Source organism: Caulobacter sp. 05T431, assembly GCF_056665975.1.
The window spans coordinates 81,501-107,160 of record NZ_JBFTKU010000002.1 but is presented as its reverse complement, the minus strand read 5'-3'; the positions used below and the strand labels follow the sequence as shown (position 1 = coordinate 107,160).

Below are 25,660 nucleotides of genomic sequence, written 5' to 3'. Positions count from 1 at the left end.
GGGCTGAAGAGCCCTAGCTCGCCCAGGCGCGCGCGGGGTGCAGGAAACGCCCGGCCTCCGCGCCGTCGCGCAGGAACACCCGCACCTCGGCGGCGTGGCCCGAGGCGGCCAGGCGGTTGGCCAGGTCGCGGGCGGCGGCTTCGGCGCGACCACCGCGTTCGAAGGTGAGTTCGGCCTCCAGGGCCTCGGAGCGCACCGACCAGCCTTGCTCGGCCGGGGCGACGGAAATCAGCAGAGCCATGACGAGCTCCTTACGCAAATCAGACTTTTGGGGTGCGCCGGCCGGAAGGCCTTAAGGGCGCGAACGAGCGGGCTGTTCGGGCTGGCGATCCGCCCCCGAAACATCGAGGTCAGATCGGCATTCGCCCTACGAGGGGATGACATCGACACATCTTATAGGCTCGCTATTTCACAACTTGACGACATGGGTATGACCCGAACGCAACTGACGCGAGCCAGAACTCCTGGCCCCGTTTTTAGTTTCTCGGGTCGTTCGATGTTCTCGGGGTCGGGCCAGAAAATCTGCCGAGACTCAATTCCTACTGATTTGATAGATTTTTGGCGGCGACGTCCTTTCCCTCCCCTTTGGACGGCGCCGGCGCGCGCCGCGCGGACCTATCGGGGGATGGGTGTCCGCGCGGCGCGTTAATCCTCCCCCGTTAAGCGGGGGAGGTGGCGCAGCGCGAAGCGATGTGACGGAGGAGCCCTAGCAGTCCTTGTCCAGATGCGCCTTGATCAGCGCTCGCCCGGCCCGCGCCACGACCTTCACCGGGCCACTCGGACCCAGGGTCACGCGGGCGGTGTAGGAGCCTTCCATCAGCAGCATCAGGCCGTCGGCCAGGTCGTCGTCCGGGGCGCCGGCCCGCCGGCACAGGTCGACCAGCCGGGCGTGGAGCTGCTGCTTGTAGGCCACCGACACCTTCTGGGCCGGGTGGTCGGCCTCGTGCAGCTCGATGGCGGCGTTGGACAGCGGGCAGCCGTGGACGTCGGCGTTGCAGGCCTTGGTCTCGAAGGCGTCGAAGATCGCCTCCAGCTGGGCCCGCGGGTCGCCGCACGTGCAGCCGACCACCTCTTCCCACCACGCCCAGTAGTCGCGTTCCTGCTCGCGCAGCACCTCGGCGACCAGCTCGTCCTTGGACGGGAAGTTGCGATAGAGCGTCATCTTGGTGGCTTCGGCCTCGGCGGCGATCGCCTCGACCCCCACCGCGCGGATGCCGTGCTGATAGAACAGCTCGCGGGCCGTTTCGAAGATCCGGTCGCGGGCCGGTCGCTTGGACAACGGAGCGCACGCGGGCGCCTCCATTTCGTCCACCTTGCCCCCGCCAGAATTTCTCTCAGCCATTTTCACAGCACCTCACCTTGACGTGAGAGTTACCGGTCAGTATCTCTCACCGCGTGGATGATACCGAACGGTATCGTCACATACGACTACATCGTCACAGATGGACGTCACGTCAAGCAACAGCAACTGCGACATTTGATCTTTACCCCCGGAACGGAGCGCGAGCCATGCCCCCGAGCGCAAGCCCAGAGACTGCCCCGCCCGTCCGAGCCGCCTGGTTGGCCGGCCCGGCCCGTTCTCTCCGCAAGCTGATCGGCCGCGGCGCCGACGATCCGTCCGGTCGGGACTGGGTCTCCTCGCCGAAGGCCCGCCAGAAATCCCGGCGTCCCGTCTGGGAATGAAAAACCTCCGCGTCTCCTCCCCCCGCTTCACTCGTCCGACAGGTCCGATTATGTCCCTCCGCCCCGTCTTCACGTCTTTCGCCGGTCTGGCCGCCATGGCCGTGCTGGCCGCCTGCAGCGCCCAGGCCAAGCAGGAAGCCGCCCCGCCGCCCGCCCAGGTCACCATCACGCCGGTGGCCTTCAAGGAACTGCGCCAGTGGGATGACTTCACCGGCCGCCTCGAGGCCATCGACACCGTCGACATCCGCCCGCGCGTCAGCGGCTTCGTCGACGGCGCCCGCTTCGAGGAAGGCGCCCGGGTCCACAAGGGCCAGGTGCTGTTCCAGATCGACCCGCGCCCCTACCAGGCCGAAGCCAACCGCGCTGAAGCCGAAGTCGCCCGCGCCAAGGCCCAGCTGGACCTGGCCGTCGTCAACCGCGAGCGCGGCCGCCGACTGATCGAGCAGAACGCCCTGGCCCAGAGCGAATTCGACCGGCTCTCCGCTGAGGAAAAGGCCGCCCAGGCCAATCTCGGCGCCGCCAACGCCGCCTTCCAGACGGCCCGCCTGAACCTGGAATGGACCCGCGTGGTCTCGCCGATCGACGGCCGGGTCTCCAAGGCCGTGATCACCCGCGGCAACCTGGTCACCCCGTCCGACCTGCTGACCACGGTGGTGTCAGACACCCCGATCTACGCCACCTTCAACGCCGACGAGCAGACCTTCCTGAAGTACGCCTCGGCCGAACGCGGCAAGGCCAGCCCGGTCTATATGGGCCTGATGACCGAGGACGGTTATCCGCACCAGGGCCAGCTGAAGTTCATCGACAACGCCCTGGACGCCAAGAGCGGCACGATCAACGGCCGGGCGATCTTCGCCAACGCCGACGGCCGGTTCACTCCCGGCCTGTTCGCCCGCATCCGCATGGTCAGCGACACCTCGCAGACGGTGGCCCTGGCCCCCGACCGCGCCGTGGCCACCGACCTGGGCAAGCGCTACGTCGTGGTCGTCGGCGCCAACAACAAGGCCGAGTACCGCCCGGTCGAAATTGGCCCGCTGGCGGGCGCCCTGCGCATCATCCGCACGGGCCTGAAGCCCGGCGACCGGGTGATCGTCGGCGGCCTGCAGAAGGTCAAGCCGGGCGACACCGTCAGCCCGGTGGTGATCAAGACCGACCTCTCCAGCGACCTGTCACAGTTCGAGACCGGCCCGCAGCGGGTCGCGATGATCAACAGCGTTTCGCAGAACTGACCGCTCTTTGAACCGCTCATCCCGGCGAACGCCGGGACCCAGATGGAATGGCTTTGGGGCTGACGCCAAAAGCTCGGAGCTCTTCCAACCATCCTCCCCGCTAGGGGATCTGGGTCCCGGCATTCGCCGGGATGAGCGGATCAGGAATTCGCTTTCAGGCCGGATTTGAACCGGCCGACGCCCCCTCCTTGCCTCCTCCCCGGACGCCCCCCATGAATTTCTCAAAGTTCTTCGTGAACCGGCCGCGCTTCGCCGCCGTGCTCTCGATCGTCATCTTCATCGCCGGGTTGGTGGCTCTGCCGCGCCTGCCGATCTCGGAATATCCCGAGGTGGTGCCGCCGACCGTGGTCGTGCGCGCCGCCTATCCGGGCGCCAACCCCGCCGTCATCGGCCAGACCGTCGCCGCTCCCCTGGAGCAGGCGATCAACGGCGTCGAGGGCATGATCTACCAGTCGTCGCAGTCGGCCTCCGACGGGGCGATGATCCTGACCGTCACCTTCGCCCTCGGGACCGATCTCGATAAGGCCCAGGTGCAGGTGCAGAACCGCGTCGCCCAGGCCCTGCCCAAGCTGCCCCAGGAGGTGCAGCGGATCGGCGTGACCACCGACAAGGCCTCGCCCGACCTGACCCTGGTCGTGCACATGATCTCGCCCAACAACCGCTACGACATGCTGTATCTCAGCAACTACGCCCAGCTGAACGTCCGCGACCGGCTGAAGCGCGTGGACGGCGTGGGCGACGTGCAGATCTTCGGGGCCGGCGCCTACTCGATGCGCGTGTGGCTGGACCCTGAAAAGCTGGCCTCGCTGAACATGACGGCCGGTGATGTCGTGAAGGCCCTGCGCGAGCAGAACGTCCAGGTCGCCGCCGGCCAGCTGGGCGCCCCGCCCGCTCCCGGCGCCGCCGACTTCCAGCTGTCGATCAACGCCCCCGGCCGCCTGACCGACGAGGAGCAGTTCCGGAACGTCATCATCCGCTCGGGCGCCAACGGCGAGCTGACCCACCTGGGCGACGTGGCCCGCGTGGAGATGGGCGCCAACAACTACGCCCTGCGCTCGCTGCTCGACAACAAGTCGGCCGTGGCCATGCCGATCTTCCAGCGCCCCGGCTCCAACGCCCTGCAGATGGCCGCCGACATCAAGAAGACGATGAAGGAGCTGAAGAAGGAATTCCCGGAAGGCGTCGACTACGAGATCATCTACGACACCACCGCCTTCGTGCAGGAATCGATCAACTCGGTGATCCACACCCTGATCGAGGCCATCATCCTGGTGGTCATCGTGGTGGTGATCTTCCTGCAGGGCTGGCGCGCCTCGATCATCCCGCTGATCGCCGTGCCCGTCTCGCTGATCGGCACCTTCGCCGTCCTGCTGATGCTGGGCTTCGGCCTCAACGCCCTGACCCTGTTCGGCCTGGTGCTGGCCATCGGCATCGTCGTCGACGACGCCATCGTGGTGGTCGAGAACGTCGAGCGGAACATAACCAACGGCCTGGAGCCAGCGGCGGCCACGCGCAAGGCCATGAGCGAGGTCACCGGACCGATCATCTCCACGGCCCTGGTGCTGTGCGCGGTGTTCATCCCGACCGCCTTCATCAGCGGCCTGTCCGGCCAGTTCTACCGCCAGTTCGCCCTGACCATCGCCATCTCGACGGTGATCTCGGCCTTCAACTCCCTGACCCTGTCGCCGGCCCTGGCCGCCGTGCTGCTCAAGAGCCACGACGCGCCCAAGGACCGGTTCCAGAAGATCATCGACGCGGCCCTGGGCTGGCTGTTCAACCCGTTCAACCGCATGTTCGCCAAGGCGTCCAACGGCTACGTCCGCAATGTCGGCCGCACCCTGGGCAAGTCGACCGCGGGCCTGGTGATCTACGGCATCCTGCTGGCCCTGACGGTCTTCGCCTTCAGCAAGACCCCGGGCGGCTTCGTGCCCCAGCAGGACAAGGCCTATGTGGTCGCCGTCGTGCAGCTGCCCGACGCCGCCTCGCTGGACCGCACCGAGGCCGTCATCCGCCAGATGGGCGACATCGCCATGAAGGTGCCGGGCATCAAGCACTCGGTGGCCTTCCCCGGCCTGTCGGCCAACGGCTTCATCAACAGCCCCAACTCCGGCGCGGTGTTCTTCCCGCTGGACGACTTCAAGAACCGCAAGGGCCACGACCTGTCGGCCAACGCCATCGTCGGCCAGCTGAACGCCAAGTTCGGCGCCATCCCCGACGCCCAGATCGCGGTCTTCCCGCCGCCTTCGGTGCAGGGGCTGGGCACGATCGGCGGCTTCCGCATGCAGATCGTCGACCGCGCGGGCCTGGGCCCGGATGAACTGAACAAGCAGACCCAGAACCTGATCGACAAGGCCCGCAAGGACCCCGCCCTGGCCGGCGTGTTCTCGACCTACCAGGTCAGCGTGCCGAAGATCGAGGCCAACATCGATCGCGAGAAGGCGCGGGCCTCGGGCGTCAGCCTGACCGACCTCTTCGAGACCATGCAGGTGTATCTGGGCTCGCTGTACGTCAACGACTTCAACCGCTTCGGCCGCACCTACGAGGTCAACGTCCAGGCCGACCAGAAATTCCGCATGCAGCCGGAGCAGATGCTGCGCCTGCAGACGCGGAACGCCGACGGCCAGATGATCCCGCTGGGCGCCTTCGTCAGCTTCAAGGAGGCCACCGGCCCCGACCGCGAGAGCCACTACAACGGCGTGCTCACGGCCGAGATCAACGGCGGCCCCGCCCCGGGCTACTCGACCGGCCAGGCCCAGAAGGCCCTGGAGGACCTGGCCAAGAAGGAGCTGCCCAACGGCATGGGCTACGAGTGGACCGAACTGACCTACCAGCAGATCCTGGCGGGCAACACGGCGGTCTACATCTTCCCGCTCTGCGTGCTGCTGGCCTTCCTGGTGCTGGTCGCCCAGTACGAAAGCTGGAGCCTGCCGCTGGTGGTCATCCTGATCGTGCCGATGACCCTGCTGTCGGCCCTGGCCGGCGTGCTGCTGACCCATGGCGACAACAACATCTTCACCCAGATCGGGCTGATCGTGCTGGTGGGGCTGGCGTGTAAGAACGCCATCCTGATCGTCGAGTTCGCCAAGGAACGCGAGGAGCATGGCGACACGCCGCTGCAGGCGGTGCTGGAAGCCTGCCGCCTGCGCCTGCGGCCGATCCTGATGACCTCGATCGCCTTCATCATGGGCGTGGCGCCCCTGGTGACCTCGCACGGGGCCGGCGCCGAGATGCGCCGCGCCATGGGCGTGGCGGTGTTCTCGGGCATGCTGGGGGTGACGGTCTTCGGCCTGATCCTGACGCCGATCTTCTACTTCGTGATCCGCCGCAACACCGCCCGTCGGGCGGCGCTGAAGGCGGCCAAACAGACCACGCCCGTGGAGGCGCACTGATGTCCGTTGCTTCTCAACCCCGCCAGCCCGGCTGGCGTAACCTGAAGGTCCAACTGGGCCTGTTCGCCAGCATGCTCCTGCTGTCGGCTTGCGCCGTCGGACCGGACTACAAGACCCCGGTCCAGGCCCCGGTCGTGCTGCAGAACGCCCCGGCCGGCGCCTTCTCCACCGCCAATCCCGAGGCCCAGTGGTGGAAGGCGTTCAACGACCCGGTGCTGGACGGCCTGATCACCCAGGCCCTGTCGGGCAACCTCGACCTCAAGGTCGCGGTCGCCCGGGTGGACGAGGCCCGCGCCCTGTTCAAGGACGCGCGCCTGGACCAGATCCCGCGGGTCACCGCCAGCGGCGCCTACCAGAAGAGCGACCAGCAGCAGCCAGGCTCGAACGGCCAGCGCGTCGAGAGCGAGACCTACCAGGCCGGCTTCGACGCCGGCTGGGAGATCGACCTGTTCGGCCGCGTCCGCCGGGGCGTGGAGTCGGCCCGGGCCGAAGCCGGGGCGGCCCAGGCCGACCTGCGCGACGCCCAGGTGACCGTCGCCGCCGAGGTGGCCCGGAACTATCTGGAGCTGCGCGGCTACCAGGCCCGCCTGGCCGTCGCCAACCGCAACCTCGACACCCAGCGCGAGACACTGCGCCTGACCAAGGTTCGCTACGACGCCGGGGCCGGCAACCCGATCGACGTCGCCTCGGCCCAAGCCCGCCTCAACGCCACCGAGGCTGTCATTCCGGCCCTGGTCACGGCGGAGAAGGCGGCCAATTACCGGCTCTGCGTGCTGCTGGGCCAGCGGCCGGGCGCACTGGACGCCGTGTTGGTCGCCAAGGACGCGGAGGTCACGCCGCTGATCGCCGCCCTGCCGATCGGCGACGCCGCCGACCTGCTGCGCCGGCGGCCTGACGTCCAGGCGGCCGAGCGTCGCCTGGCCGCCCAGACCGCCAAGGTGGGGGTGGCCACGGCCGACCTCTTCCCGCGCGTCCGGGTCACCGGCTTCGTCGGCTTCCTGTCGGGCTCGGCCTCGAGCTTCGGCAACAGCGCCAGCCAGGCCTGGTCGGTGGCCCCCGTGGTCACCTGGCCGGCCCTGGACCTGGGCGGCGCCCACCAGCGCCTGAAGGCCGCCGAGGCCCGCAACGACGCCAGCCTGGCCGTCTACGACCAGACCGTCCTGCGCGCCCTGGAGGACCTGGAGACCGCCCTGGTCGCCTACCGCCAGCAGCAGGCCCAGCTGGTCAGCCTGACCAACCAGGCCGCCGCCTCGCGCCGCGCCGCCGAACTGGCCCGCATCCAGTACAAGGAAGGCGGCATCGACTTCCTGGTGCTGCTCGACGCGGAACGCACCCTGCTGGCCGCCGAGGACTCGCTGACGGTCGCCGAGACCGGCGTGAACACCAACGTCGTGGCGATCTACAAGGCGCTGGGCGGCGGTTGGACGTCGTAAGGCCGAGCCCGAAACAGGGGACACACACTCACGGCAAGGCCCAGCCGGTCCGGCAACGGCCGTGGGGTGAGTGTGTGTCCCCTCCTTCGCCCTTAAAAGTTATCCACAGGGCCGCTCCAACAACCGTCATCCCGGGCCTTGTGCCCGGGACCCCTGGTTCAGCTTCCACGTGAGACGCAAGCGAACCGCTAGCGGTTCGCCCCTCCCGCACCTGCGGCGGACAGAGGGGTCCCGGGCACAAGGCCCGGGATGACGGTTGAAAGGGTGGCGTGAGCGTCCTCTATCCCCGCGCTCCGCAAACCCGCCCTCAACGAAATCAACGCGCTACACGAAAACGCACGTTTCCGATCCTCACCCTCCGGGACGGCCGCACAATGGCGGCATGACCCAAGCTCACGACATCCCCACCCGGTGCCTGACCTTCCAGATCAAGCTGATGGACGCCCTCGAGGCGACCTGGGCGATGCTGGAAGAGGCCATCGATCCCGCCGCCATCCGCCAGGTCCGCGACAGGGCCAAGGCCATCGGCGACCTCGCCGCCCAGGCCCGCAAGGTGGCCCTGGCCGTTCCCACCCCACGCGGCAAGCCGCGGCTGGCCGAAACGGTCGCCGCCGGACTGCACGCCGCCCACGGCATGGCCGACCTGAGCGCCATGATGGCGGACGCGCGGTCTCCCGCGCCAGTCGGCGCCCCCGTGGCGGCTCAAGCCGAGCACGCCCGGCGCGCGCTGGACAAGCTGAAGGGCGGGCGACGCGGACGGCTGTAGGCCATCCCACGCCAAGGGGGCTTTCGATCCAGGCTTCGCCGTGTGAGGCTGGCGGCATGAAAACCGCACTCACCCTCTTCGCCGTGGCCGGGGCCCTGGCCTCGTCCGCCTGCACCGACAGCAAGCGCGCCCGCAACGACGCCACCTGGACCGACCGTCCGGCCGACGTCACCTGCTGGAGCTATGGCACGCAGACCTATTCCGGCCGCTCGACCGGCAAGGTCGAATATGACGACGGCCGCCTCTCGTTCGTGGACGCGGCGACCGGCCGCTACACGACGATCGACGGCGAATGCCGGGTGGTCTACCTGCCCCAGGCGCACTGAGGGTCGGCCGTCAGGTCCAAGGCCGCGGCTCACCCACTTGCCCCCTACGGATCGCTCCGCGATCGTCTTCCCCCATAGGGGGAAGAGGCCTGCCGCCGGCGCTGTGCGCGTGTCCTCCGCCCCCTATGGGGGCGGACAGACCGCGAAGCGGTCAGGTGGGGGCAAGTGGGTGTAATCCCGCGCTGGCGGCCGCACCCTTTCATCCGCTGGAACGATCCTCACCCACGTTTCGAATAGTCAAAGCATCGTGCCCGTCGACAATCAGCCCTCTGCAAGGAGGCGACGATGAGATTGATCCTGGGCGCGCTGATGGTCGCGGCCCTGTCGCCCGTCGCGGCGCGGGCCGCCGACGGGCCGGCGGCGCACGCCACCCCCGCCGACGCGGTGCGCGGCTACGGCGAGGCGGTGGCCGAACGCGATCCCGTCAAGCTGGCGCGCGCCTTCCAGCCCAGCGCCATCGCCTACTGCCTCGACGGCGGGACGGTCACCGCCACCTATCAGGCGCAATGGAAGGGCCGGCTGGCCAAGGCGTCCGAGCCGGCGATCCCGACCATGACCCTCGAGCGGATCGACGCCGGCCGGACCACCGCCCTGGCCAGGGTGCGCGCGATCCGCGACGGCAAGCCCTTCGCCGAGTACGTACTGCTGGCCCGGCTGTCCGGCGGCTGGCGCATTGTCGCAACCCTATGCCAGCCCGACGCCGCCGATAGCCCCGCCTCGGCCGCGGGTGTGGCGGCGGTGGTGGACGCCAAGCTGGCGGCCGACCGCGCCTGGGACGCGGACCGGCTGGGCGCGACCCTCGATCCCCGCGCCCTGGTCACCAGCGTCGAGGAGGGCGAATTCGTCGCCGCGTCCGTGGCCGAGTGGCAGGCGCGTTATCGGGAGCGGCGCGCGACCTCGGCGGGCGCGACCTTCGAGGTCACCAGCCATGTCGTCGAGGCCCGGGGCGACGTGGGCATGGCGCGCTGGTCGTTCCGCTCCGCGAGCGGCGAATGGACCGACCGCGCGCTTGTGCTGAGGACGGCGTCGGGTTGGCGGATGATCGCCTTGTTGTTCGTCAAGGAAGCGCTGCTGTGAAGGCGGGCGGCCCCTGGCCCACGCCCCTGGTCTCGGCCGCGCTCCCGTCGTAAAGCCCCGCCATGGACAATCAGACCAAGATCCAGTTCGCCGTCGGCGCCGGCCTCATCGCGGCGGGACTGGTGATCGAATTCACCCTCCACACCGACGTCACCCGCGTCGCCGGCGCGGTGATCGCGACCCTGGGCGTGATCGTGGCGCGCCGGGCGTTCCGCAGGGTGCGGTGGGGCGGCCGGAAGTAGGCTTGCCACGAGCGCAAGTCGCGCGAGCACTTGCCCCCACCTGACCGCTTTGCGGTCTGTCCGCCCCCACAGGGGCGGAGGACGCGCGCACGGAGCCCTCTTCCCCCTATGGGGGAAGACGATCGCGAAGCGATCCGTAGGGGGCAAGTGGGTGCGCGCCTACCCCCTCGGCAGCCCCACCTCGAACGCCGCCCCCGTCTCGGCTTCGACCAGGCCGATCCGGCCCTGGCTGGCCGCCAGCAGCGAGCGGGCGATCGACAGGCCCAGGCCCGTCCCGCCCGCCTCGCGGCGGCTGGTGAAGAACGGCTCGAACAGGCGATCGCGGTCGGCGGCCGGCACGCCGGGGCCGTCGTCGCTGACCCTCAGCACCACCTCGTCGCCGATGGCTTCCGCCCGGATCGTCACCGCCCGCGCCCCGGCCTGGCGGCTGTTCTCGACCAGGGTGGTCAGCACGGTCTCGACGGTGGCCTCGGGCGCGGCGACCAGCGGCAGGTCGTCGGCCAGGTCCAGGACCACGGCGATGTCGCGCCCCTGCGCGTCGGCCACCCGTCGCGCGGCGGCGGCCAGTTCCGAAGCCACGCCCGCCTGGGGCATGGCCATGTCGGCCCGGGCCAGGTCCATCAGCCGCCCGACCAGCTGCGAGAGCCGGGCGCTGTCGGCCGAGATGTTGCCCAGGAACCGGCGGCGCTCGTCCGGGGTCATGGTGTCGAAATGGTCGTCCAGCAGCTCGACCGCCCCGGTGATCCCGGCCAGCGGGGTCTTGAACTCGTGGCTGACGGCGGCGGCGAAGTCGCGCAGGTAGCGCGAGCGCACGGCGATGGCGTCGGCCATCACCCGGAAGTCCTGGTAGAGGTCGCGGATCTCGACGGCGGCGGTGGCCGGGGTCTCGGGCACGGCCCCCTGCCCGGTCGCCACGCTGCGGGTGGCCGCGCTCAGCGCCTCGATCGGCCGGGTCACCCCGCGCGACACCAGGCCCGACAGCAGGATCAGCAGCACGATCGTCGCCCCGGCCCCGACCAGCAGCTTGCCCCGGTCCTGGTAGACGCCCCGGAACAGCGCCCGGGGCGAGCGCGACAGCAGCAGCGCCCCCACGACCTTGCCGTTGACGACCACCGGGCGGGCATGGTGCAGGCGCACGGCCGAGGCGCGGCTCAGCCACTCGAACGAATAGCGCGGGTGATAGGCCCCGTTGCGGCGCAGGACGGTGCGCGAATGGCCCTTCAGCGCGGCCCTGATCTCCGGCAGGGCCGCCAGGCTGCCGCCCTGGCCCAGGCCCCGCACCACCACCCCGTGACGGTCGACGATCAGGATCGAGGCCAGGGTGCTGCGGCTGGTCTGGTCGAAGATCGGCTCCAGCACCTCGGCCGCCGCCTCGGCCTGGGGATCGGCCTTCGGGCCCGGCGTCGCGGTCGGGCGCTCGGGCAGCAAGGGCGAGCTGCGCAGGTCGACGCTGGTGGACTCCGGCCGGTAGTAGCCGGGATCGTCGCGGGCGTCGGGGTCGGCCGGGGTCAGGTCGCGCACGGCGCCGGGCCAAAGGTTGGCGGCGGCCGAGGCCAGGGCGGCCCCCTGCGAGGTCAGCTCGGCCTCGGTCTGGCGAACCAGGGTGTTCTCGTAGGTGCGCAGGAACACCGCCCCGATGGCCGGCATGGCGGCGGCGAACAGCAGCACGGTCAGCAGGATGGCGCGCAGGCGCAGGGCCGGCCACCAGCGCCGCAGCCAGGCGTCCATCAGGCGGTCGCGCCTTGGCCGGAGGGCCCTTGGCCCGACCCACCTTGGCAAGCTCCCAGGCGGTACCCGATCCCCGCGCGCGTCTCGATCACGTCGTGGCCGCCCACCGCCGCGAACTTGGCCCGCAGGTTGCGCACGTGGCTGTCGATGGTGCGGTCGGTGACCGCGAAGCCCGGGCCGCGCAGGCGGTCGATGATGGCGTCGCGGCTGAACACCTTGGTCGGGGCCCCGGCCAGGGTCTTGAGGATCGTGAACTCGGTGACGGTCAGCGACACCTCGCCGCCCGCCCACTGGGCGCTCCAGGCCTCGGGGTCCAGGGTCAGCTTGCCCCGGACGATCAGGCCGTCGGCCCGCGCGGCCTCCGTCCCCTTGCCGCCGGTGCGGCGCAGGATCGCCTGGACCCGGGCCGTCACCTCGCGCGGGCTGAACGGCTTGACCACGTAGTCGTCGGCCCCCAGCTCGATGCCCAGCACCCGGTCGATCTCGTCGTCGCGCGAGCTGAGGAACAGGATCGGCAGGTCGCCCTGGGCCCGCAGGCGGCGGCACACCTCCAGCCCGTCCAGGCGCGGCATGTTGATGTCCAGCACCACCAGGTCGGGCGCCTTCTCGGCCACGGCCGCCAGGGCCGCCTCGCCGTCGGCCGCCTCGCGGGTCTCCAGCCCGACCTTGGCCAGGGCGAACACCAGGAGCTGGCGGATGTGGGGGTCGTCGTCGACGACCAGGATCGTGCGCTGCTGCATGGCCCTCATGTTCAGTGCTCCGGGCTTGGGGTCAACGGGGGCGAGACGACCGGCGGCGAAACCGGGGGCGGGTCATAGGCGACCGGCGGCGGTCCGGCATCGACGGCGGACATCCCCAGGGGCCGGCCGCCGCAGTCCCGGCCGTCCGGGGCCGGCGCGCTGCGCGCCACGGGACGGCCGGCCTGCAGCGCCTTGATCGCAGCCAGGCGGAGCGCGGCGCGCGGGCTCCAGCTGCGCCAATCCCCTTGCTGGGCCCACAGGTCGTCGACCGCCTCCTCGCGCAACGCCGCGACATAGTCGGCCGGCAGGTCCGGCGCCGCGGTCTGCTCAAGCCGGACCAGCGACACGGCCGCCGAGCCGTCCAGGGCGTCGAGATAGCAGAGGTCCAGGCGCGGCCCCCGGCCGCCAACCTCGCGCGCGTGGCTGACGTTCCAGGCGGCGGCCACGGCGCCCAGGTCGACGACGCAGCCGGCGGCCAGCACCACCAGGGCGGCGGCGGCGTTGGCGTTGATCAGCCAGGCCCCGCTCTTGCCGCGCAGCATCCGCCAGCAGATCAGCACCAGGCCCAGCCCGACTAGGCCCATCCAGACCAGGGCGGCGATCCGCAGCTGGGTCAGGGAATAGGCCTGCACATAGTCCACCGTCCGCAGGATGCTGGAGGCCACCAGGAACAGGTTCTGCGCCACCCAGGCCACCACCAGTACGCGGATCGTCGGGACCTTGGCGGTCGGCATGCGCGGGTCCAGGGCCACCAGCACGAACAGCCCCGCCAGCAGGGCCGTGGCGATCAGCGGATAGGCGCCGCGATGGGCGTACTCCGCCAGGGTCAGGCCCGCCGGCGGCCCGGCCCCGCCCCACAGGATCACGGCGTCCAGGCCGTTCTGCACGGCGAACAGGGCGTTGAAGACGATCAGCGACAGGGTGACCGAGGCGACCGAGACGCCAGCGATGTCGAGCACGGGCCGGCGCTTGCCCGTCGGCAGGACGCGGCGGCGGCGCGGCCGCAGCACGCTCCAGGCCAGGGTCAGGACCATCAGCCAGAAGACGACCCGCCAGAACAGGTCGCCGCTGACGGTCGGAAACCTCAGCGTCGCCAGGGCGCCGGCGATCACCGGATTGGCCAGGGCGAACAGGGCCAGGAAGATCGCGCCGCCGATCACCGGCAGGGCCAGCAGCGGCGCCAGGCCCCGCAGCGTCCAGCGCGGCGCCGTGCGGCGGATGCGCCTGGTCCGGGCCAGGTCCAGCCAGGGGCCCAGCAGGCCCTCGGCGGCCTGGGCGGCCAGGCGCTGGCTCCAGAGCCAGGCGTCGTCGAAGCGGTGGGCGCGGGGCAGCAGCACCGCCAGGCTGATCGCCGCCCAGAACAGCAGCCAGGCCAGGGGGCCGGGCGACCAGCCCAGCACCAGGGCCAGGACGACGGCGGCGGCCAGGGCCCACGCGGCCTTGGCGTCGCGGCGGACGGCCGGCTTCAGGACGACGGCGGCCAGGACCAGCAGCAGGGCGAAGCCGCCCAGGGTCGCGCCGAAAGCGCGCCCCCAGAACAGCAGGTCCGCGACCGCGACCAGGGCCAGGGCGGCCCCGGCCTTGGACGCGAAGGACAGGTCGCGGGGCGGACGGGAAAGCGGCATGGCGGGCTCCGGCTTCTGGAGCCCGCTGAGTGCCCGGACGCGGTGGAGAGCAAACCGTCGCCGCGACGCGTTTCACGTGCAGTTTCGGTGCAGCGCCCTCCCCCGACCGCCTGGGGCGGGGTCAGGTCCCCCGCGCCGTGTCGGTCCACTTCGAGAACGGGGTGTCCGGCTCGTCCACCAGGGCCGGCTGCAGCGAGCGCAGGTCGCTGGGGCGGATGTTGAACGCCTTGCGGAAGCTGCGGCTGAAGTGCGCCTCGCTGGAGAACCCGCACTGGAAGGCGATCTCGCTGATCCGCCGGGCCCGCTTGGGGTCCAGCAGGGCGGCGCGCGCCAGGTGCAGGCGGCGGTCCCAGATATAGGCCGTCACCCCGCCCAGGGGCTCGAACAGGCGGTAGAGGGTGGAGCGCGACACGCCCAGGGCCTCGCTGATCTTGGCGGGGTTCAGGCCGGGCTCCAGCAGGTTGTGCTCGACATAGGCGCGGGCCCGCATCAGCACCGGCGACTCGCGCACGCCGAAGTCGGCCCGCCGGGCCTCCATGGCCAGGCAGGCGCCCAGCAGCTCGGTGGTGGCGCGGGTGATGCCGGGCAGGGTCTCGGGCACCAGCTGGGGGAACCAGCGGGTCACGGCCGTCAGGTGCTCGATCAGCAGGCCGGCGCGATTGCCGTCCAGCACCATGCCGTGCAGGGCGATGCCCGGCGCCACGGCGTCGACGGCGGCGCGCGGCAGGAAGGTCGACAGCACCTTGACCGCGGTCGAGTGCATCAGCATCGGCCGCGACAGGTCGCAGATCCCCACCTCGCCCGGACCGAACGAGAACGGCACGCCGTCGAAGTCGCCCGTATGCGACCCGGCGATGTTGAACTGGACGATGTAGTGGTCCAGGCCGTCGGCGGCGACCATCTCCGGCGTGCGGAACACGGTCTGGCCGCCGGTCTCGGTCACGTAGAAGGCGTGGGGCCCCAGACGCAGCGAGGTGATGTTGGCCGTGAACCCCGGTTCGGGATCGCGCGCGTCCAGCGCGACCAGCACCTCACGTCGATAATAGTCGTGTCGCTCCTCGGGCGGAACGCTCCGGGTGCTGAAGTTCGTCCGCCCGAGCTCGAAAACGGTCTCGCCGGGCGGGTTGAAAGGTTCACTCATAAGGCCTCCCCCAAGGCACATTTACGCGTTTACTCTGTTCGCCCAATGCGGGAGTTCGTCGCACCACGCGAGGGCGGCCTTTTCCTTTGAGACAAAGGATCAAGAAAATGGGACCGGCATGTAATGGTTACGCCGCGCAAAGCCTTACTGGTGTCGGTCCCGCGGGACGAACACTGGTCAGTGATCAGTATCGTCCTGGACCATATTCACCGATGCTTTGACGCGACGTCATCGGCTCGGAGAACGGCGTACCGCCAGGCCTGGGGGGGCCCTCGCGACCAGCGCCGCCCACGTCCCGAGGGGGACCCACAAACTGAAGGCGGGCCTTGGGGGAGGCCCGCCTTTTATTTTCCCGATGACAGCGCTGGCGGTTTTCTCGCCCCTCTCTCATGGAGAGAGGGAGGGGCCCGCCGCCGCAGGCGGTGGGAGGGTGAGTGGGTACGGCCTACCCGATCGGACACTGACGAGATCTCGTCCCCACCTTGTTTCGGCAATACTCAAAGCTGGATAGTCGAACGGTTCAAGCGTCCCAGAACGCCGCAAGCCACCCGGCCGAACGGCTCGAGACTTTTCGGCCGGCGGTGAAACCTCTCACCCTCCCACCGCTTCGCGGCGGGCCCCTCCCTCTCTCAAAGAGAGAGGGGTTCTAATGCTCCCGGCCCATCCGCCAGAAGGTCTGGAACATCGGCTCGACCAGATAGGCCAGGGCCGAGCGCTTGCGCAGCGGGATCAGCACCTCGACCGGCAGGCCGGCCTGCAGGCCCGACTGGGCGCCGCGGATCTTGCGGATCTTCTCCAGCTCCTCGGGCGGAGCGGCGACCTCGGCGCGGAAGTACTGCACCCCGGTCTTCTCGTCGGTGAAGCTGTCGGCCGACAGCTCGGTCAGGGTGCCGTTCAGCAGCGGCAGGTCGCGCTCGTGCAGCGAGGTGAAGCGGATCTGGGTCTTCTGGCCGGGCTTGAGGTCGTCGGCGTCGTTGGGCGAGACCTTGGCCTGGATCACCAGGCGGCGGTCCTGAGGCACGATCTCCATCAGGGTCTGGCCGGGCGCCACCACCCCGCCGACGGTGAAGACGTTCAGCCCCACCACCTTGCCGCCCGACGGCGCGCGGACCGTGGCCCGCGACAGCTGCTCGCGCGCGGCCAGGAGCTTGGGCTGCAGGTCGTCCAGGCGCACTTGCACGTCGCGCAGCTGGCCCGAGACCTCCTCCATCATCTGGCGTTCCAGCGACAGGGTCTGCAGGCGGGTCTCGCCGATCTGCTCGGCCGAGCGGGCGATCTGGGCGCGATAGGCGCCGTCCTCGCCGGTCAGGGAGGCGGCGCTGCGCTGCAGGGCCAGCACCCGGGTCTTGGGCGCGTAGCCCTTGGCGGCCAGGTCCTGGACGCCCTCCAGCTCCTCCTCGATCAGCTTCTGCTGCTCGCGGTTGGCGTCCAGCTGGCGCTCGGCGCCGCTGGACTGCTGGCTCAGCTGCAGGATGCGCTGGTTCAGCACCCCGCGCTGGGTCTGCAGCGAGCTGCGGCGGGCCTGGAACTGCTGGCGCTGCAGGCGCAGGGCCTCGTCGGCCAGCGGCTGGTCCTCGGGCGTCAGCTTGGCGAACTCCGGCGGCGCGGCGAAGCCGGGCTGGCGGTCGCGCTCGGCGATCAGGCGGGCGCGCTGGGCCAGCAGGGTCAGGACCTCGCCGGTCATGCCGCGCTCGCTGGCCCGCAGCTCGGACGCCGACAGCTCGACCAGGATCTGGCCCTTGACCACGCTCTGGCCCTCGACCACCCGGATGCCGGTGACCACCCCGCCTTCGCGGTTTTGCACCGCCTGGCGGTTGCCGGCCACGGCGATCACGCCGTGCGCGTACGCGCCGGCGTCCAGCGGGGCCAGGGCCGCCCAGCCCAGGAAGCCGACGAAGAACAGGCCCGCCACCCCCGCGCCGATGCGGATCATCCGGGTGGGGTCGTCCGACAGGCGCGGCGGGACCTTGGCGGGGGTCTCCTCCGGAGGCGGTTCCGGCGTCTGTTCGGGGCCGTCGAGATTGAGCGCGATCATGGCTTGGCGGCCTGCAGGGCGGTGGAAGCGGATTTGGCGGCGTTGGCCTTGGCGGCCTCGGCCATCTTGGCCACGACCTCGGCGCGCGGGCCCAGCAGCTCCATCTGGCCGTCGCGCAGCACCAGCAGGCGGTCGGCGATGTTGAGGATGCCCGTGCGGTGGGCGACGATCAGGATCGCCGCGCCCCGCGTCTTGGCGGCCAGGATGGCGTTGTTCAGCGCCAGCTCGCCGTCGGCGTCGAGGGCCGAGTTGGGCTCGTCCAGGATCAGCAGCGGCGGATCGCCGTACAGCGCCCGGGCCAGGGCCACGCGCTGGGCCTGGCCGGCCGAAAGCCCGCGCCCGCCCGCCCCCAGGTGGGTGTCGTAGCCCTTGGGGAAGCGCAGGATCAGCTCATGCACCCCGGCCGCCTGGGCGGCGGCCACCACATTGGCGTCGACGATGGCGGGGTCGCCGCCCGCCCAGATGGCGAAGCGCGAGATGTTGTCCTTGATCGAGCCGGCCATCAGGGCCGAGTCCTGCGGCACGTAGCCGATGTAGCGGCCCAGCTTGTCGCCGTCCCAGTCGGCCAGGTTGGCGCCGTCCAGGCGCACGGTGCCGGCGTCGGGCGTGATCGCCCCCGCGGCCACCCGCGCCAGGGTCGTCTTGCCCGCCCCGCTGGGGCCGATCACGCCCAGGATCTCGCCGGGCGCCAGCTTCAGGGCCACGCCGCGCAGCAGCACCGGCCCCTCGCCGGGCGCGCGCACGGCCACCTGCTCCAGCGACAGCGCGCCGGTGGGGGCCGGCAGCTGGGTGCCAGACACCTCCAGCCCCTGGGTGGGCGGGAACAGCTTGATCAGGTTGTTCAGCGCGCCGCGCGCCTGACCGACCAGGCCCCACGACCCGACCAGCTGCTCGATCGGCTGCAGCGCGCGGCTCATCAGCACCGAGGCGGCGATGATCGCGCCGGCCGAGATCTGCTTGTCCACCGCCAGCCAGGCGCCGAGGCCCAGGGCGGCCGACTGCAGGAACATGCGGGTGAACTTGGTGGCCGCCGAATAGCCGCCGCCGGTGAACTGGGCCTTGGCCGACAGGTCCAGGCCCGTGCGGCGGTCGGCCAGCTGGCGCTCGCGCAGGGCACCGCGCATGCCCAGGGCGCGCACCACCTCGCCGTTGGCGGCGGCCGCCTCCTGCGAGGCGTAGGCCTGGGACTGGGCCATGAAGGCCTCGCGAGCCCGGTTGCGCGTGGCCCGCTCGTTCAGCACCGCCAGGGTCACCAGCAGCGCGCCGCCGGCCACGGTCATGGCGCCCAGGGCCGGGTGGATCATGAAGGCGACCAGCACGTAGATCGGCGTCCACGGGATATCCATGATCGCGGTGGCCACCGGGCCGGACATGGCCTGGCGCACCAGGTCGAACTCGCGCATGCCCTGGGCCGACGAGCCGGGCGCCATGGCGCTCATCAGCTTCTGCAGGATGCCCCCGGCCAGCAGCCGGTCCAGCCGCAGGCCGGCCAGGGTCAGCAGGCGCGAGCGCACCGACTCCAGCGCCGTCTGGGTGGCCAGGGCGAAGGCCACGACCAGGGTCAGGTACAGCAGGGTCAGCCGGCCCTCGGTGGGCACGACGCGGTCGTAGACCTGCATCATGTAGATGGTCGGGGCCAGCAGCAGGATGTTGATCAGCGCGCTGAAGACGGCGGCGGCCACGAGGTGCGGGCGGCAGGCCCGGAGCGCGGCGAGCAGCGGCGGCGGCAACGGTGCGTCCAGGACCTTCACGCGTCTCTCCCCGGACGCGCCCCCTCCCCGTCAGCCACAACGCCGTACGCAGGTCTCACGCCCCTGGGTGGTACCTAACGTGGGCGCTCGCCTTTATGCAAGAACGTCGTTGTCCGGGACGGTAAAGACCGCCGCGCCCCTACTCGACGCCCCTACTCGACGAAGGCGGGCGCGGCGACGCGCCGGCCCAGCAGGAAGGCGTCGGCCACGTGGCGCAGCGGCGTGACGTCGACGTCGGACGCACCGGACGCGATCAGCTGGGCGAACCGGGCGTACAGCCCCGGATACTCGGCCTCGGGCGCCTCGTGGACCAGGGCGCCGTCGATCCACAGCCTGGCCCCGCCGTGCGACAGGCGAAGGGCGCCGGCGTCGGTGTCGATCTCGATGTCCCAGCTCTGCGGGCCGGTCTGCAGGAAGTCGAACTCGGCGCGGACCGGCGTGCCGAAAGTGTCGACGAAGTCCAGCTCGGCCTGGATCGGCGACTGGCGGTTCTCGGGCACGTGCAGGACGGCGGACGTGAGAAAGAACGGGCGCGGCAGGACGGCGGTGGCGATCGACAGGGCGTTGATGCCGGGATCGAACACGCCCAGGCCGCCCGGCTCCCAGATCCAGTCCTGGCCCGGATGCCAGACGCGGACGTCCTCGCGCCAGTTGATGCGGGCGGCGGTGATCGCCTTGCCGGCCAGCCAGTCGCGGGCCGGCTGCACGGCGGGGGCGTAGCGCGAGTGCCAGGTGGCCTGCAGGGTGACGCCATGGGCTTCGGCCACCTGGCGCAGGTCCTCGACCTCGCTCAGCGTCGCGCCGGGCGGCTTTTCCAGCATCACGTGCTTGCCGGCCTCCAGCGCCTGGCGGGCCAGGCCGTGGCGGACCTGGGGCGGGGTGCACAGGGCGACGGCGTCGAAGGCGACGCCGCTGGCCAGCAGCTCATCGAACGTGTGGAAGCTGGGCAGGCCCGGCTGCTCGGCGTGGCGGCTGACGATGGCTGCCAGCTCGAAGTCCGGGTTGCCGGCCATGGCCGGCAGGTGCTGGTCGCGGGCGATCTTGCCCAGGCCGATCAGGGCCACGCGGATGGGGGTGGCGACGGTCATGGGCAAGCGTTTCCGACTCTAGGCTGTTATTTGTAGGATAAATGATCGGTCGAGCTTGGGATGTCAAACGCCAACCTGATCCCTCTCTCATGGAGAGAGGGATTTCCCTAAGCCCCCAGCAGCTCGAAGCTCGCCGCCAGCCCGTCCACGGCGCTGTTGGCCACCCACAGGTCGAACATCCCCGGCTCGGCGATCCAGCGGTCGTTGTCGCCGACGAACATCAGCGAGCCGCGCTCCAGGCTGAAGCGCACCTCGCGCTTCTCGCCCGGCTTCAGCGCCACCCGCAGGAAGCGCTTGAGCTCGCGGATGGGCCGGGTGCGGCTGGCCACGCGGTCGCGGACATAGAGCTGGACCACGTGCTCGCCAGCGACCTTGCCGGTGTTGGCCACGGTGGCGGTGATGAACAGCTTGTCGTTCCAGGCCAGGCGGGTGGTCGACAGCTTGACGTCGCTCAAGGCGAAGGTCGTGTACGACAGGCCGTGGCCGAACGGGTACAGCGCCTCGTTGCGCGTCGTGCGCCAGCGGGCCTTGTACTCCTGGCTGTCGTCGGCCTGGGGCGCGGGACGACCGGTGGTGCGGTGGTTGTAGGCGAACGGCTCCTGACCGCTCTCGTGCGGGAAGCTGACCGGCAGGCGGGCCGACGGATTGACCTTGCCGAACAGCACGTCGGCCACGGCGTGGCCAGTCTCGGTGCCCAGGAACCAGGTGGCCAGGGCGGCCGGCGCGGCCTTGACCGCCCCCTCCAGCACCAGGGCCCGGCCGTGGCGCAGCAGCACCACCGTCGGCTTGCCCACGGCCCCGACCAGGTCGGCCAGTTGCTGCTGCACGCGCGGCAGGCCGATCTCGGTGCGCGACTGGGCCTCGCCCGACATGTTCTGGCTCTCGCCCACCGCCAGCAGCACCACGTCGGCGGCCTTGGCGGCGGCGACGGCCTTGTCGAAGCCGCCGGGGATCGTGTTCTCGACGTCGCAGCCCTGGGCGACGATCAGCTGCGACGGATCGGCCATCGCCTCACGGATCCCGGTGGCCAGGTCGACGCCCAGGCTGGGGTCGCCAAAGAAGGCCCAGGGGCCCAGGATGTTGGCGCGGTCCTCGGCGAACGGGCCGATCAGGGCCAGCTTCTTGCCCTTGGTCGGCAGGGGCAGCAGGGCGTTGTCGTTCCTCAGCAGCACGATCGACTTGCCGCCGGCCTCACGGGAAAGCGCCCGCATGGCCGGGGTGGCGGTGTTTTCGGCCTGGGCCTTGGCGTCGATCGAGCGGAAAGGCCGGTCGAACAGGCCCAGCGCCTCCTTCAGGTTCAGCACCCGGCGCACGGCGTTGTCGACCGTGGCCATCGGCACCAGGCCCTGGGCGACCAGCTCGGGCAGGTAGCGGCTGTAGAGCCCGCTCTGCATGCTGATGTCGACGCCCGCCAGGATGGCCAGCCGCGCGGCGTCCTTGTCGTCGGCGGCGTAGCCGTGGGCCACCAGCTCCTGGTCGGCGGTGTAGTCGGAGATGACCACGCCCTTGAAGTTCCACTCGCCGCGCAGGATGTCGGTCAGCAGGTGCTTGTTGGCCGTCGACGGTACGCCGTTGATGTCGTTGAAGGCCGACATCACCGCCAGGCAGCCGGCGTCGAAGGCGGCCTTGAACGGCGGCAGGTGCACCTCGCGCAGGGTCTCCTCGCTGAGGTCGACGGTGTTGTAGTCCAGCCCCGCCGCCACCGCGCCGTAGGCGGCGAAGTGCTTGGCGGTCGACAGCAGGCTGTCGGGGGCGGTCAGGTCGCGGCCCTGGAAGCCGCGCACCCGGGCCTGGGCCATCACCTCGCCCAGGAACACGTCCTCGCCCGACCCTTCCGCGCCCCGGCCCCAGCGCTGGTCGCGGGCCACGTCGACCATCGGGGCGAAGGTCCAGTGGTTGGCGTAGGACGAGGCCTCGATCGCCGCGGCCCGCGCGGTGCGCTCGGCCAGGGTGGGATCGAAGCTGGCGCTCTCGCCCAGCGGGATCGGATAGACGGTCTTGAAGCCGTGGATCACGTCGGCGGCGAACAGCACCGGGATGCGCAGGCGCGAGTGCTCGACGGCGGCCGTCTGGGCTAGCAGCGCCCCCTCGACCCCGACGCCATTCATCAGCGTCCCGATCCGCCCGGCCCGCAGGTCGGCCAGGATCTGCTGGGTGTTGCGCTGGTTGACCAGCGGATTGATGTCGCCGACGGGCGGCCGGATCATGTCGGAATAGCACGACAACTGGCCGGCCTTCTCCTCCAGGGTCATCTGGGCGATCAGGGACTCGACCCGGGGCGAGGCGGCGCGGGCCGCGCCCGCCCCGGCCAGGGCGAACCCCGCCAGTCCCGTCGCGCCGGCCAGGACCGTCCTCCGGTCCACGCCTCTACGCCCAGGACCCTTTCGCCCGCCGCCCATCGCCATCAAAGACTCCCCAACTGAACTCGCCGCAACCTCGCCAGAAACGCCGCACGGTGCAATGGTGCGTTACCTGAGGAGCGAACCAACGCCTTCAACCTCGGAGAAGCTGCATGACCACCCGCTGGCGCATCGATGTCCGTCTCGGCGACGCCCCGCCGGAAGCCCCGCTCCGCAGCGTCGTGGTCGAGGCCCAGACCGAGGTCGACGCCCTGCGCCTCGTCCTGGCCCAGGCCGAACAGGACAAGGCCGACGCCGAGGAACTGCTGCAGGACGGCCAGGAGGAGGTGTTCTCGCGGACCGAGGTGCGCGAGGGGCATGTGGAGCATCAGGGGAATACGGATTAGGGGGACGTGGGAGGCTCACCCACTTGCCCCCACCTGACGGCTACGCCGTCTGTCCGCCCCCATAGGGGGCGGAGGACGCCGCGCTAATCCCCTCTTCCCCCTCTGGGGGAAGACGACCGCGAAGCGGTCCGTAGGGGGCAAGTGTTCGCCTCACCGGCGGTACAGATAGTCCCCCGCCAGCCCCATCCGCTGACACGCCTCCACCGCCGGCGTGCCCTTCACAGGGATCCGGTCGGCCGCCGCCCCGGCCAGCTTGACCAGCCGCCGCTCGACCGGCCCCAGGTCCCACTCAGACCCCAGCCCCACGACCTCACGTACGGCGCCCGGCGTGATCGCCACCGCCGCCCGGATCAGCGCCCCCTGCAGACCGCCCAGCGGCCCGGGCAGGATCGCCGTCCGGCGCATCAGGTCCAGGAACTCGAAGACGATCGCGTGGCGCTCCAGCTTGGGCAGCATCGCCGCCAGCTGGGCCTCCCATTGCGCCACCGAGGCCGGCGCCCCGACCGCGCCGTAGAGGGCCGCCGCCGGGGCGGCCTCGGCGTAGAAGCGGTCGCGGTCCGCCGCGCTCAGCGGGCGGGCATAGGCGTGATAGGCCTCCATGAAGCCGAAGCTGGCCGTGGCCTGCACCCAGTCCAGCAGCTCGACATCGTTGGCCCGGTAGGCCGCCCCGGCCGGTGTGTCGCCGGTGACCCGGTCGTGCATGCGGCGCACGCCGGCGATCATCTTCTCGGCGACCGAGCGCGCTCCATAGACCGTGACCATGGCCGCCAGGCCCGTTCGCTTCAGGCGCGGCAGCGGCGCCTTGCGGAAGCTGGAATGCTCCCAGACGCCCGAGCGCACCCGCGGCTCGGCCAGCTCCAGGATCACCGCCGTCACCCCGCCGACGAACAGCGAGACCGGGTTCTTGAACACCCGCCACGACACCGAGTCCGGCGCGGCCAGGGCCGGCTCGCCGGGAGGGCTGCGGAAGTCGACGCGCGGCGCGCCTTCGGGCTGATACAGCCCCTGGACCAGCCCCGCCGTTCGACTTCCACCGTCCGCCATTCAGTTCACCTGTCTCGTCTTGCCCGCCCAGTACGGGTCGCGCAGCTCGCGCCGCAGGATCTTGCCCGAGGCGTTGCGCGGCAGGGCCTCGATGAAGTCGATGGTCTTGGGCGCCTTGAAGCCGGCGATCCGGGTCTTGGCGAAGGCGATGATGTCGGCGGGGTCTTCCGGCGCGCCGGGCTTGAGGGCGACCACCGCCTTGACCGCCTCGCCCCAGGTGTCGTCGGGCACGCCGATCACCGCCACCTCGGCCACGTGCGGATGGCCGTAGACCGCGCTCTCGACCTCGGCCGGATAGATGTTCTCGCCGCCGGAGATGATCATGTCCTTCACGCGGTCGTGGATGAACAGGTAGCCGTCCTCGTCGATGTAGCCCGCGTCGCCGGTGCGCAACCAGCTATCGGAATCGATAGTGTCGGCCGTCGCCTCGGGCATCTTCCAGTAGCCGGCCATGTTGGCGGGCGAGCGCACGGCCACCTCGCCGACCTCGTTCGGACCCAGGGTGCGGCCGTCGTCGCCGATGATCTTCAGCTCGGCGCCGGGCATGGGCAGGCCGGCCGAGCGCATGCGGGCGTTGCCGGCCGGGTCGTGGTCCTGCGGCGGCAGATAGACGATCGTGCCGGTCGTCTCGGTCATGCCGTACTGCTGGACGAAGCCGCAGCCGAACACCTCGAGGCACTCGCGCAGCAGGTCCAGCGGGATGGGCGCGGCGCCGTACAGGATGTGGGTCAGGCGGCTGTAGTCGACCTGGCGGGCGCGCGGCAGGCGCACCACGATCTGCAGGGCGGCCGGCACCATGAACATCTTGGAGACCCGGTCCTTCTCGATGAAGTCCAGCACCTTGGTCGGGTCGAACTCGCGGGCCACCACGCCCTTGGCGCCGTTGACCAGCCCCACCACGCCCCAGCCGGTGCCGCCGATGTGGGCCACGGGCATGGCCACCAGGCTGACGTCCTCGGGACCCCAGCGGTTCCAGTCCATGTCGGCCTCGGCCGCCAGCCGGCGGGTGGCCAGGATGTTGGCGTGGGTCAGCATCGCCCCCTTGGGCCGGCCGGTGGTGCCCGAGGTGTAGAGCTGGACGGCGACGTCGGCCGGGGTCACCGGCGCGGGAAGGGAGCCCTCCGGGCAGGCGTCGCGCCAGGCCTCGAAGGTGGGGTGGCCGTACTCGTTGGCCTCCATGGCGATGACCACCGGCTGGTCCAGCATCAGCACGGCCACGTCGCGGACATGGGCCAGAAGCTCGGGACCGACGAACACCATGCGGGCCTCGGCGTCGCCCAGGATGTAGGCGATCTCGCGCGGGGCCAGGCGCCAGCCGATTGGGGCCAGCACCACCCCGGCCTTGGCCGCCCCGAACAGCAGTTCGAAATAGTGGTCGCTGTTCTTGCCGACATAGGCGATGCGGTCGCCCTTGTTCAGGCCCTCGGCCAACAGGGCGGCGGCCACGCGGTCGGTGTGGCGGTCGAAGTCGGCGAAGGTGGTCGCGCGCCCCTCGAACTGCAGGGCGGTGGCGTCGGGACGCACCTCGCGGTGATAGCGGGCGACGTCGCCGAGGGTGGTCATGCGGTCGAAATCGACGGCGGCTCGGGGGGCGGCTCCGGACATGCAGGCGTCTCT

At 70.8% G+C, this 25,660-nt stretch carries 20 protein-coding genes; 8 read left to right on the top strand and 12 right to left on the bottom strand.

Annotation, left to right across the window (positions count from 1 at the left end; all coding sequences use genetic code 11):
* Positions 1-13: 13 nt before the first annotated feature.
* The gene (locus AC1U89_RS02095) at positions 14-241 is read right to left on the bottom strand and encodes a hypothetical protein (protein ID WP_029913927.1); all 228 of its coding nucleotides are present in this window, start codon (positions 239-241) and stop codon (positions 14-16) included.
* 465 nt (positions 242-706) lie between these two features.
* Entirely contained in the window at positions 707-1,342 is a 636-nt protein-coding gene (locus tag AC1U89_RS02090) for a TetR/AcrR family transcriptional regulator (protein ID WP_479898000.1), read from the bottom strand.
* Positions 1,343-1,733: 391 nt separating this feature from the next.
* Here AC1U89_RS02090 and AC1U89_RS02085 point away from each other — a divergent pair, with 391 nt between their 5' ends.
* From AC1U89_RS02085 to AC1U89_RS02055, 7 genes are all read left to right on the top strand, one after another.
* Entirely contained in the window at positions 1,734-2,912 is a 1,179-nt protein-coding gene (locus tag AC1U89_RS02085) for an efflux RND transporter periplasmic adaptor subunit (RefSeq protein ID WP_479897999.1), read from the top strand.
* 212 nt (positions 2,913-3,124) lie between these two features.
* On the top strand, positions 3,125-6,301 hold the full coding sequence (locus AC1U89_RS02080; RefSeq protein WP_479897998.1) for an efflux RND transporter permease subunit: 3,177 nt from the start codon (positions 3,125-3,127) through the stop codon (positions 6,299-6,301).
* A complete protein-coding gene (locus AC1U89_RS02075; protein WP_479897997.1) occupies positions 6,301-7,734 on the top strand; it encodes an efflux transporter outer membrane subunit in 1,434 nt (477 codons plus the stop codon). Before AC1U89_RS02080 ends, AC1U89_RS02075 begins: the two co-directional genes overlap by 1 nt.
* 382 nt (positions 7,735-8,116) lie before the next feature.
* Positions 8,117-8,500 carry a hypothetical protein gene (locus AC1U89_RS02070; RefSeq protein WP_479897996.1) on the top strand — a complete coding sequence of 128 codons (384 nt, stop codon included), beginning with the start codon at positions 8,117-8,119 and terminating at the stop codon, positions 8,498-8,500.
* A 56-nt stretch (positions 8,501-8,556) separates the two neighbouring features.
* Positions 8,557-8,826 (top strand): hypothetical protein, encoded by a 270-nt coding sequence (locus tag AC1U89_RS02065; RefSeq protein ID WP_479897995.1) that lies wholly within the window; start codon positions 8,557-8,559, stop codon positions 8,824-8,826.
* 285 nt (positions 8,827-9,111) lie between these two features.
* Positions 9,112-9,903, top strand: coding sequence for a nuclear transport factor 2 family protein (locus tag AC1U89_RS02060; protein WP_479897994.1), 792 nt, complete (start codon positions 9,112-9,114; stop codon positions 9,901-9,903).
* 62 nt (positions 9,904-9,965) lie between these two features.
* Positions 9,966-10,145, top strand: a complete 180-nt coding sequence (locus AC1U89_RS02055) for a hypothetical protein (RefSeq protein WP_479897993.1) — start codon at positions 9,966-9,968, stop codon at positions 10,143-10,145.
* Between the two features lie 159 nt (positions 10,146-10,304).
* Here the strand turns inward: AC1U89_RS02055 and AC1U89_RS02050 are convergent, their stop codons facing one another.
* The 8 genes from AC1U89_RS02050 to AC1U89_RS02015 form a co-directional block, all read right to left on the bottom strand.
* The gene (locus tag AC1U89_RS02050; RefSeq protein WP_479897992.1) at positions 10,305-11,873 is read right to left on the bottom strand and encodes a sensor histidine kinase; all 1,569 of its coding nucleotides are present in this window, start codon (positions 11,871-11,873) and stop codon (positions 10,305-10,307) included.
* Entirely contained in the window at positions 11,873-12,622 is a 750-nt protein-coding gene (locus AC1U89_RS02045) for a response regulator (RefSeq protein WP_479897991.1), read from the bottom strand. Before AC1U89_RS02045 ends, AC1U89_RS02050 begins: the two co-directional genes overlap by 1 nt.
* Positions 12,623-12,624: 2 nt before the next feature.
* On the bottom strand, positions 12,625-14,238 hold the full coding sequence (locus AC1U89_RS02040) for a DUF4153 domain-containing protein (RefSeq protein ID WP_479897990.1): 1,614 nt from the start codon (positions 14,236-14,238) through the stop codon (positions 12,625-12,627).
* Between the two features lie 121 nt (positions 14,239-14,359).
* Entirely contained in the window at positions 14,360-15,379 is a 1,020-nt protein-coding gene (locus AC1U89_RS02035; protein ID WP_479897989.1) for a helix-turn-helix domain-containing protein, read from the bottom strand.
* A 646-nt stretch (positions 15,380-16,025) separates the two neighbouring features.
* The gene (locus AC1U89_RS02030; protein WP_479897988.1) at positions 16,026-17,414 is read right to left on the bottom strand and encodes an HlyD family type I secretion periplasmic adaptor subunit; all 1,389 of its coding nucleotides are present in this window, start codon (positions 17,412-17,414) and stop codon (positions 16,026-16,028) included.
* Complete coding sequence (locus tag AC1U89_RS02025) at positions 17,411-19,165, bottom strand: type I secretion system permease/ATPase (protein WP_479897987.1); 1,755 nt, start codon at positions 19,163-19,165, stop codon at positions 17,411-17,413. The genes AC1U89_RS02030 and AC1U89_RS02025 overlap by 4 nt, the downstream gene beginning before the upstream one ends.
* Positions 19,166-19,317: 152 nt before the next feature.
* Positions 19,318-20,253 (bottom strand): Gfo/Idh/MocA family protein, encoded by a 936-nt coding sequence (locus AC1U89_RS02020; RefSeq protein WP_479897986.1) that lies wholly within the window; start codon positions 20,251-20,253, stop codon positions 19,318-19,320.
* A gap of 107 nt (positions 20,254-20,360) precedes the next feature.
* The gene (locus AC1U89_RS02015) at positions 20,361-22,652 is read right to left on the bottom strand and encodes a glycoside hydrolase family 3 N-terminal domain-containing protein (protein WP_479898350.1); all 2,292 of its coding nucleotides are present in this window, start codon (positions 22,650-22,652) and stop codon (positions 20,361-20,363) included.
* 113 nt (positions 22,653-22,765) lie between these two features.
* On the opposite strand from AC1U89_RS02015, the gene AC1U89_RS02010 reads away from it, so the two are divergent.
* Positions 22,766-22,999 carry a hypothetical protein gene (locus AC1U89_RS02010; RefSeq protein ID WP_479897985.1) on the top strand — a complete coding sequence of 78 codons (234 nt, stop codon included), beginning with the start codon at positions 22,766-22,768 and terminating at the stop codon, positions 22,997-22,999.
* 150 nt (positions 23,000-23,149) lie between these two features.
* Here the strand turns inward: AC1U89_RS02010 and AC1U89_RS02005 are convergent, their stop codons facing one another.
* Both AC1U89_RS02005 and AC1U89_RS02000 read right to left on the bottom strand, forming a co-directional pair.
* On the bottom strand, positions 23,150-24,043 hold the full coding sequence (locus AC1U89_RS02005; protein WP_479897983.1) for an oxygenase MpaB family protein: 894 nt from the start codon (positions 24,041-24,043) through the stop codon (positions 23,150-23,152).
* Positions 24,044-25,648 carry a fatty acid--CoA ligase gene (locus AC1U89_RS02000; protein WP_479897982.1) on the bottom strand — a complete coding sequence of 535 codons (1,605 nt, stop codon included), beginning with the start codon at positions 25,646-25,648 and terminating at the stop codon, positions 24,044-24,046.
* Positions 25,649-25,660 lie beyond the last annotated feature (12 nt).

Excerpts from the sequence above, each read along its gene's own strand:
- AC1U89_RS02095 (WP_029913927.1), bottom strand. The coding sequence starts at position 241 with ATGGCTCTGCTGATTTCCGTCGCCCCGGCCGAGCAAGGCTGGTCGGTG.
- AC1U89_RS02090 (WP_479898000.1), bottom strand. The coding sequence starts at position 1,342 with ATGGCTGAGAGAAATTCTGGCGGGGGCAAGGTGGACGAAATGGAGGCG.
- AC1U89_RS02085 (WP_479897999.1), top strand. The coding sequence starts at position 1,734 with ATGTCCCTCCGCCCCGTCTTCACGTCTTTCGCCGGTCTGGCCGCCATG.
- AC1U89_RS02080 (WP_479897998.1), top strand. The coding sequence starts at position 3,125 with ATGAATTTCTCAAAGTTCTTCGTGAACCGGCCGCGCTTCGCCGCCGTG.
- AC1U89_RS02075 (WP_479897997.1), top strand. The coding sequence starts at position 6,301 with ATGTCCGTTGCTTCTCAACCCCGCCAGCCCGGCTGGCGTAACCTGAAG.
- AC1U89_RS02070 (WP_479897996.1), top strand. The coding sequence starts at position 8,117 with ATGACCCAAGCTCACGACATCCCCACCCGGTGCCTGACCTTCCAGATC.
- AC1U89_RS02065 (WP_479897995.1), top strand. The coding sequence starts at position 8,557 with ATGAAAACCGCACTCACCCTCTTCGCCGTGGCCGGGGCCCTGGCCTCG.
- AC1U89_RS02060 (WP_479897994.1), top strand. The coding sequence starts at position 9,112 with ATGAGATTGATCCTGGGCGCGCTGATGGTCGCGGCCCTGTCGCCCGTC.
- AC1U89_RS02055 (WP_479897993.1), top strand. The coding sequence starts at position 9,966 with ATGGACAATCAGACCAAGATCCAGTTCGCCGTCGGCGCCGGCCTCATC.
- AC1U89_RS02050 (WP_479897992.1), bottom strand. The coding sequence starts at position 11,873 with ATGGACGCCTGGCTGCGGCGCTGGTGGCCGGCCCTGCGCCTGCGCGCC.
- AC1U89_RS02045 (WP_479897991.1), bottom strand. The coding sequence starts at position 12,622 with ATGAGGGCCATGCAGCAGCGCACGATCCTGGTCGTCGACGACGACCCC.
- AC1U89_RS02040 (WP_479897990.1), bottom strand. The coding sequence starts at position 14,238 with ATGCCGCTTTCCCGTCCGCCCCGCGACCTGTCCTTCGCGTCCAAGGCC.
- AC1U89_RS02035 (WP_479897989.1), bottom strand. The coding sequence starts at position 15,379 with ATGAGTGAACCTTTCAACCCGCCCGGCGAGACCGTTTTCGAGCTCGGG.
- AC1U89_RS02030 (WP_479897988.1), bottom strand. The coding sequence starts at position 17,414 with ATGATCGCGCTCAATCTCGACGGCCCCGAACAGACGCCGGAACCGCCT.
- AC1U89_RS02020 (WP_479897986.1), bottom strand. The coding sequence starts at position 20,253 with ATGACCGTCGCCACCCCCATCCGCGTGGCCCTGATCGGCCTGGGCAAG.
- AC1U89_RS02015 (WP_479898350.1), bottom strand. The coding sequence starts at position 22,652 with ATGGGCGGCGGGCGAAAGGGTCCTGGGCGTAGAGGCGTGGACCGGAGG.
- AC1U89_RS02010 (WP_479897985.1), top strand. The coding sequence starts at position 22,766 with ATGACCACCCGCTGGCGCATCGATGTCCGTCTCGGCGACGCCCCGCCG.
- AC1U89_RS02005 (WP_479897983.1), bottom strand. The coding sequence starts at position 24,043 with ATGGCGGACGGTGGAAGTCGAACGGCGGGGCTGGTCCAGGGGCTGTAT.
- AC1U89_RS02000 (WP_479897982.1), bottom strand. The coding sequence starts at position 25,648 with ATGTCCGGAGCCGCCCCCCGAGCCGCCGTCGATTTCGACCGCATGACC.